We start from the raw sequence: 6245 nt of genomic DNA, 5'->3' as shown, positions 1-6245 counted from the left end.
ATGGGTAGGGGAGCGTCGTGTGCCGGGTGAAGCAGCCGCGGAAGCGAGTTGTGGACGGTTCACGAGTGAGAATGCAGGCATGAGTAGCGATACGCCTCCGCCCCGACCCGCCGACCTCAGGATCACCATGCACACCCGACGCGACACGCGTCCGCCCGCCGGCCACCCCGACATCCGGCTCATCGTCACGGACATGGACGGCACCCTGCTGGACGCCGACGGCAACGTACCGGCGGGCCTGTGGCCCCTGCTGGACGAACTGCGCCGCCGAGGCATCGTCTTCAGCCCGGCCAGTGGCCGCCAGTACGCCACCCTTGCCCACCTGTTCGAGGGCGTCGACGCGGGCATGGTCTACATCGCGGAGAACGGCACCCTCGTCGTCCGCGACGGGGTGGAGCTGTCCTCCGACCCGCTCGACCCCGCGGTCTCCGCCCGTCTGGTCACCCGCGTCAGGGAGCTGGCGGCGCAGGGCGGTGACGTCGGCGTGGTGGTCTGCGGAAAGCGCTCGGCGTACACCGAACGCGGCGACGAGGCGTTCCTCGCCGAGGTCGGCAAGTACTACCGGGCGCATCGTGTCGTGGACGACGCCACCGCCGTCGACGACGAGATCATCAAGGTCGCCGTCCTCGACTTCGGCGGGGCCGAAGGCTCCGCCCCCGCCCTGGCGGAGTTCTCCGACACCCATCGGGTGGTCGTCTCGGGCAAGCACTGGATCGACGTCATGAACCGCACCGCCGACAAGGGCGTGGCGGTACGCCGCCTCCAGCAGGACATGGGCATCGGACCCGAGCAGACCATGGCGTTCGGGGACTACCTCAACGACCTTGAGATGCTCGACGCCGCCGACTGGTCCTTCGCCATGGCCAACGCCCACCCGGAGATCCTCGGCCGCGCCCGCCACACGGCCCCGGCCCACACCGACGACGGCGTCCTGCGCACCATCAAGGACGTCCTCGGTCTGTGAACGTCCTCGGTCTCTGAACGTCCAGCGGTCCGGTACGCCGACGGGAGCGGTTCCCGCCGGCCTCGGAGCCGGCAGCGGGGTGAAGGGCGCCGGAAGCGTCCGTGAACAGCTCCTCGCCCCACTTCTCAGGCGGCACGTCGTTCCGCACACTCGCATCATGATCCACTTCACAGCGGCGCGGCTGCGCGCCCTCACTCTCGCCCTGTCGGTGTTCGCCGCGGTCCTGGTGTCGCCCGCCGCCGCCTCGGCCGCCGGACACGCGTCCGGCCCGTCGCACGGTACGCACGACGCGGCCCATGGCTCGACCCACGACGCGGCCAACGGACAGCGGGGAGACCGGGGAAACCGGGTGCCGTTCTCGCTCCTCCAGATGAACGTCTGTTCCAGCGGGTACGCGGGCTGCTTCGCCCGCACCGCGTACCCGAAGGTCCTCGACGAGGTCGTGGAGCGCGTCGACGCCCACCACGTCGATGCCGTCACCCTCAACGAGGCGTGCAGCGGCGACGTCGCCGAGATCGCCGCGCGCACCGGCTACCACTACCGGTTCGCCACGGTCATCTACCGGGGCGCCCCGCTGGACTGCAAGACGCCCACCGGCCGCGGCGTCTTCGGCAACGCGGTCCTCACGAAGGACGCGATCCGCTCCTCGCAAGACGCGCCGTACTCGGTGTTCAGCGGTGTCGAGGAGCGTCGTTGGCTGTGTGTCACCACCGCACGCCGGGTGAACGTGTGCAGCAGCCACCTGTCCACCGACGGAGAGGCGGCCGACAGCACCAACTCGGTCCAGTGCGCCGAACTCGCCGCGGTCCTCGCCTCCCGGGGCCCCCGGACGATCTTCGCCGGTGACGTCAACCGTCACGCGTCCTGCGCCCCCGAGGGCATGTGGACGCTCACGGACGCCGCCGCCACCCAGGCCGCCGGAATCCAGCACGTGTACGGCAACCTCGCGGCGCCGAAGGTGACGGTCGAGCCCGCCGCGTACACCGACCACGACGCCGTTCTCGTGCAGGCCCGCCTGCGCCGTTGAGGCTGCCGAAGGCAGCACCTGCGACCGCGAAGGGCCCCGGCGGGCCGGCCTCCCGGCACGCCGGGGCCCTCGGGACTTGCATCGGGTTCCGGGGGTCCGAAGGGTTCAAAACGGCCACCACCCCGGGCCGGATGAACATCACCGACCTCTCCGCGTACGGCCCGGTGACCGTCACCGGCTGATGACCGCCCCCGTCATCGGCGGTGGACCGGTGCGCGACGCCCGACACGCCGTGACGCCCGCAGGCGTCACGGCGTCCACGTACGACGGACAGACCGTGCCCCGCCTCCATGACGCGTCCCTCGCCGAGGGCGGGGGTGCGGTTTCATCGTGTTGCACCGCAGCCCGGCTCGAAGGAGCTGCCCCCGGGTCGAAAAGCACTCACCGTGCCATGAGTTCGAGGAGTTCGGGAACTCCCTGCGCAGTCGGGTGGGCAGCGAACCGAGGGGCGAGATCGCGGACGAGTCGCTCGCAGCGGGGTGCGCCGATGCGTTTCGCCAGGAAGTAGGACCCGGTGGCCGCCGCTGCGGCCGTGTCCGGTTCTCCGAGGTCGAGATGGGAGCGCGCGGCGTACGCGAGGAACACGCCCTGGGTCTTGTTCCGGGCCGGTGGCAGCAGTTTCCGCCCCTCGCGGATGAGAAGGTGAGCTCGGCGCGTGTCCCCGAGGTCGAGCAGCGCTTGACCGGAGTCCACCGCGAGGTCCGCCTCGGACAACCACGCGCACCAGGCGGGAACGGGGTCGTCGGACGGCGCGCCCAGCAGGTGTTCCGCTGCCGTGAGTGCCCGCAACGCGCCTTGGCGTTCGCCCTGGGCGGCGAGGGAGCGAGCGAGGCGGAGCCGCAGGAGTGCCTGAGCCGCCGGGTGGTGGACGCGGACGAGGGCGCGTTCGAGGATGCCGGCGGCCGTGCGGGGGCGGTCCCGCCATGACGCCTGGTAGGCGAGGTCGCCCAGGAGGGCGGCTCGCAGGTCGTGGTCGCCGATGGCGTGGGCTGCGCGCATTCCGCCGACCCAGTAGCGGGCGGCTTCACCGTGGTGGCCCAGGTCGAAGCGATGCCACCCGACGGTTTGCGCCAGCCCTGCGGCGAGGATGTGCAACCGCACACCGAGCCGGTCGTCGTAGCGCGCCTCGTCGATGAGGTGGGTGACCGTGCTCAGCAGGGCGTCGAGTACGGGCGCGGTGTGCCGGCGTTCTTCCGTGGTCTGCGCGGTGAGGCCGGCCGCCGCTGCTTCCAGGGAGGCCACCAGCTCGTCGCCGACCGCTGTACCCGCGTGCGCCCGACCGTCCGCCGGCACGGGGGAACCTGCTGCGGCCCATGTGGTCGCCAGGGCCGCGAGAGCCGCGCCGGGGATCGCCGTGACGATGATGCGGCGGGTCTGGTCCATGGTGAGTCACATGTCCTCTCGCAGCGCCGGAACGGTGCTCCCCGGGTTCATCACCGTATCCGTCTGCCGGCCCTCCGCTCCACCGAACGGGGCCCGAGTACGGCAGGACCCGGATGGACACCGCGTCGTCCCCGCCTCCGGGACCGGCGGCGTTTTTTCGGCCAACACCCAGTCAGCGAACTGGCGTTGCGGCGTAAGGGCCCGTGCATCCCGCACCCTTCAGAAGGCAGAGGAACCGGGGTTCCGAGACCGTCCGAAACACATGCGTTCGATATCCCCACCGGGTCGTTGAGCATCACGCCCACGGATACCCCGGCGGCGGATTCGAGCACCGTTCCCACGCACGCGCCCACTGGAGGACGTCATGAACCCTGTACTCGCCCTCGCGCATCCGACGCCCGGGTGTGACCAGCGGCGGCCCGCCACACACCATGACGCGCTCGACGCGCTCGACGCGCTCGACGTGGTCCGCCGCTCGGAACGGCCGGATGCGAGGTGGGCCGCATGATCGCGCCCAGCCGGGCAGCCATCCCGGCGAGAGTGGCGGCGCTTCCCGCGCCTCTGGCCGTCGGGCTGCTGCCCGCGAGGGCGGCGCGGACCACGATCGACGGGAGGCAGAAGTGACCGACCCGCTGTCCTCGACCGCGCGGGGCGCCTCCGGCATTCCGCATTCCCGTACCGAGCCCCTGCCGCTGCCCCCGGCGTCCGCCGCGCCCTCCCCCGAGGGCGCCGAGCTCGGTGACGAGCTGGCGGACGCGTACTGGGCGACCTGGGACGGTGAGGCGTCCCGCACCAGCATGTGGAAGATCTTCGCCACGCTCCCCACGATCGTCCGCCACGTGCTGGGGATGGCATGGCGTGCCGATGCGCGGGCCACCCTTGCCGTCATCGTCCTGCAACTGGGGTCGGCGGCGATGGCGGCGTTCGGGCTGCTCGCCTCGATCGGCGTCCTGCAGGCCCTCTTCGCCCAGGGAGCCACACCGGACCGTATCCGGGCCGCGTTCCCCTCCCTGGCGTTGGTGGCCGGCCTGCTGATGTTCCGTGCCGTACTCGACGCCGGGGTCGCCCTGTATCAGGCCCGCCTGACACCGAAGGTCCGCCGCATCATCGAAATGGACCTCCTCGGCCTCGCCGCCCACGTGCGGCTGGAGGCGGTCGACGACGCGAACTGGGCGGACGAATCGAACCGTGCCAACGACCGAGGGATCTTCTACGCCCGCCAGTCCATCGCGCAGATCATGGAACTCGCCTCCGCGCTGCTCGGGCTCGTCGGCGCCGCGTCGGTGCTGACTCTGCTCCACCCCCTTCTGCTGCCCCTGCTCCTCGCCTCCGTGATCCCGCAGGGGCTCGCCTCGGTGCGCTCCGCGCGTATGCGCTTCCTCAGCCAGGTCCGTTACAGCACGCTCCAGCGGCGCATCCGGCTGTTCACCTGGCTGCTGCTCGATCGCGACTCCGCCGCGGAACTACGCTCTTCGACCGCGCAGTCGGCGCTGCTGGGCGAGCACGAGCGGATCGCCCGGCGGATCGAGGAGGAAGACACGCGACTGGGCAGGGCCGAGGCCCGCACCTCACTGTTCGGCCGGGCGGTGGGCGGCGTCGCCACGGGCCTGACCTATGCCGCGCTCGCCTGGATGACGATCGTGGGCTGGCTGCCGCTGGCCTCCGGCGGCGGGGCCGTTCTCGCGATCCGGGCCAGCCAGGGCACCCTGACACGGATCGTGCTCGCGACCCACTACGTCTACGAACACGCCCTGTGGGTTTCGGACTTGTACAGATTCCTGGAGAAGTGCCGGACGTTGCTGCCGCGCCGTACGGGAGTCGCGGCGCCCCGGCAGGTGAAGAAGATCAGCGTCGAGAACGTCGCGTACACCTACCCCGACGGGAAGAAGCCGGCGCTCGACGGCGTCTCCCTGGAACTGGCCGCAGGCTCCACCGTCGCTTTCGTCGGGGCCAACGGTTCCGGGAAGTCGACGATGTCCAAGCTGCTCGCCGGGTTGTACGAACCGACGTCCGGCAGCATCGCGTGGGACGGCACCGACGTGCTCACGATGGACGCCGAAAGCCTGCACGCACAGGTCGCCATGGTCCTCCAGGACCCGGTGGAGTGGCCGCTCTCGGCCCTCGCGAACATCACCATCTCCGCCGGTACGATCGCCCGGGCCGACCCGGAGCGTGCCCTGCGCGCCGCGACGGCCGCGGGAGCGGACCAGGTCATCGCGGGGCTGTCCCAGCAGTGGGCCACTCCGCTCTCCAAGCGGTTCAAGGACGGCGAGGAACTCTCCGGCGGGAACTGGGCGAAGTTCGCGGTGGCCCGCGGTCTGTACAAGGACGCCGCGGTCCTCCTGCTCGACGAGCCGACCGCCAGCATGGACCCGCGGGCCGAACACGCCGCCTACACCGCCGTGCTGCGCGGGCGGCACCGCGTGGACCGCATCACGATTCTGATCTCCCACCGGCTGGCCAGCGTGATCGAGTGCGACGAGATCTTCGTGTTCCAGGACGGGCGGATCATCGAACGCGGCGACCACAGGTCCCTGATGGCTCAACGCGGCGAGTATCACCAGATGTTCACCCTCCAAGCCGCCGCCTACCAGGCCGAGGCCCCTGGCGGAGACGGAGACGGAGACGGCGGATGAGCGCCCTCGACGGACGGGTCCCGGCCGCCCCGGACGCTCAGTGGCCCGAGCACTTCGAGGACCATCCGGACGGGATCGGTCGCCCGATCTGCACCCACGACTCCGCCGTGGACGACATCGGACGGGGTCTGCTCATCCGCCGGGGGACGTTCGCCAACGCGTACCTGTGCTGCGGCGGTGACTCGCTGTGCTGTGGTGGCGCGGGCCACGTCGGGCCTGAGTGTCGGGCGATGTC

The 6245-nt window shown here is 71.1% G+C and carries 4 protein-coding genes; 3 read left to right on the top strand and 1 reads right to left on the bottom strand.

Features of this window, described 5'->3' with window-relative positions; translation table 11 throughout:
* Positions 1-127 precede the first annotated feature (127 nt).
* Positions 128-964: a Cof-type HAD-IIB family hydrolase gene (locus ACWD3D_RS11695; protein WP_451460714.1), complete on the top strand. Its 837-nt coding sequence runs from the start codon at positions 128-130 to the stop codon at positions 962-964.
* 157 nt (positions 965-1121) lie between these two features.
* Positions 1122-1991, top strand: a complete 870-nt coding sequence (locus ACWD3D_RS11690; protein ID WP_451460712.1) for an endonuclease/exonuclease/phosphatase family protein — start codon at positions 1122-1124, stop codon at positions 1989-1991.
* Between the two features lie 381 nt (positions 1992-2372).
* On the opposite strand, the gene ACWD3D_RS11685 is transcribed toward ACWD3D_RS11690, so the two are convergent.
* On the bottom strand, positions 2373-3374 hold the full coding sequence (locus tag ACWD3D_RS11685; protein WP_451460711.1) for an XRE family transcriptional regulator: 1002 nt from the start codon (positions 3372-3374) through the stop codon (positions 2373-2375).
* Between the two features lie 620 nt (positions 3375-3994).
* Between ACWD3D_RS11685 and ACWD3D_RS11680 the strand changes: the two genes are divergently transcribed.
* Complete coding sequence (locus tag ACWD3D_RS11680) at positions 3995-6010, top strand: ATP-binding cassette domain-containing protein (protein WP_451460710.1); 2016 nt, start codon at positions 3995-3997, stop codon at positions 6008-6010.
* Positions 6011-6245 lie beyond the last annotated feature (235 nt).

It is taken from the genome of Streptomyces sp. NPDC002690 (assembly GCF_053592415.1).
This window is presented reverse-complemented; position numbering and strand designations above follow the sequence as displayed.

Coding starts and splice junctions, on each gene's coding strand:
- ACWD3D_RS11695 (WP_451460714.1), top strand. CDS start 128: ATGCACACCCGACGCGACACGCGTCCGCCCGCCGGCCACCCCGACATC.
- ACWD3D_RS11690 (WP_451460712.1), top strand. CDS start 1,122: ATGATCCACTTCACAGCGGCGCGGCTGCGCGCCCTCACTCTCGCCCTG.
- ACWD3D_RS11685 (WP_451460711.1), bottom strand. CDS start 3,374: ATGGACCAGACCCGCCGCATCATCGTCACGGCGATCCCCGGCGCGGCT.